Below are 1,314 nucleotides of genomic sequence, written 5' to 3' on the forward strand. Positions count from 1 at the left end.
CGCACCGCGTCCGGGGGAATCACATCCCCGCCCGTCGTCACCTCGGTCAGGCCGGTGAAGGCGCCGGGATCGGTCTCCGCGATCACCCGGAACAATCCGGCCGTCAAAGACACATGCGTTATCCCGTGCCGCTCGGTCAGCGACCTCAGAGCGGGTGCGTCAATGATCCGGCCGGGGGGTGCGATGACGATCGCCGCGCCCGTGAGAAGAGGGGTCCAGAGTTCGTAGACGGATCCGTCGAAGGCATGCGGGGCCTGGAACAGGACCCGGTCCTTGGCGGTGACGTTCCAGGCCGGATCCCGGGCCAGGTCCGTCACACTCTGGTGGGTGACGGCGATGCCCTTCGGGCGACCCGTCGACCCCGACGTGAACATCACATACGCCAACTGCCCCGACAGCACAGTGGGCAGCACGATCTCGTTGTCCGTGAAGCCGGTGTCGTCATCCGTCGTGACGGTAATGACGTGCCGGGTCGACTGCTCACTCGTGGTGTAGGGGTGATCCGCATGAGCCGGATCGATCAACAGGACCGGGGAGGTGTTGCCCTCGGTCGTCTCAGCCATGCGGGGAGCGGGATGGGCGAGATGGAGGGGGAGATAGGCGGCCCCCGCCTTCATCACCCCCACCAAAGCCACCACCAAAGCCGCACCGCGTTCCATCAGCACCGGCACCGGCGTCTCCGGAGCCACACCGGCCGCGAGCAGCCGATACGCGACCCGGTCCGAGAGAACATCCAGTTCCCGGTAGGTCAGGGACCGGTCCCCGTCGACCACCGCCACCGCACCCGGGCCGGAACGCACCATGCGGGCGAAGCCCCCGGTCACCGTCCCCGCCCCCGAGGCCTCAGGCCCCGAACCCCACGCCGTGAGCATGTCCCGCTGGGCGGGGGACACGACCGGCAGGGCCGAGAGCCGTATCCCCGGATCGGCCGCGACCGCCGACAGGACGCGTACCAGCGCCTCGCCCAGTGCCCGGACTGTTGTCTCGTCGAAGAGGTCGGTGGCGTAGCCGAGGTGGAGGGTGAGTCCGGTGTGGTCGGGGTGGGGGGTGAAGCCGATCTCCAGGTCGAATTTGACCGTGGACAGGGCGGCGGGTTCGGGGGTGATCTCCAGTCCTGTCAGTGACAGTGGTTCGGGCTCTGTCTCGGTCCAGGAGAGCATGATCTGGAACAGGGGGTGGCGTGCCAGGGACCGTGCCGGCTGGAGCTCCTCCACCAGACGGTCGAACGGCAGATCCTGATGCGCGTACGCTGCCAGGTCCCAGCGCCGTACCCGCTCCAGCAGCTCACCGAACGACGGGTCCCCCGAGGTGTCC

1 protein-coding gene is annotated in these 1,314 nt (G+C 68.4%); it reads right to left on the reverse strand.

Annotation, left to right across the window (positions count from 1 at the left end; genetic code table 11):
* On the reverse strand, positions 1-1,314 hold a 1,314-nt coding region (locus tag IE247_RS33880; protein ID WP_190127212.1), incomplete at both ends, for an AMP-binding protein.

This window comes from Streptomyces inusitatus (assembly GCF_014651115.1).
GTDB classification, from domain to species: Bacteria; Actinomycetota; Actinomycetes; order Streptomycetales; family Streptomycetaceae; genus Streptomyces; species Streptomyces amakusaensis.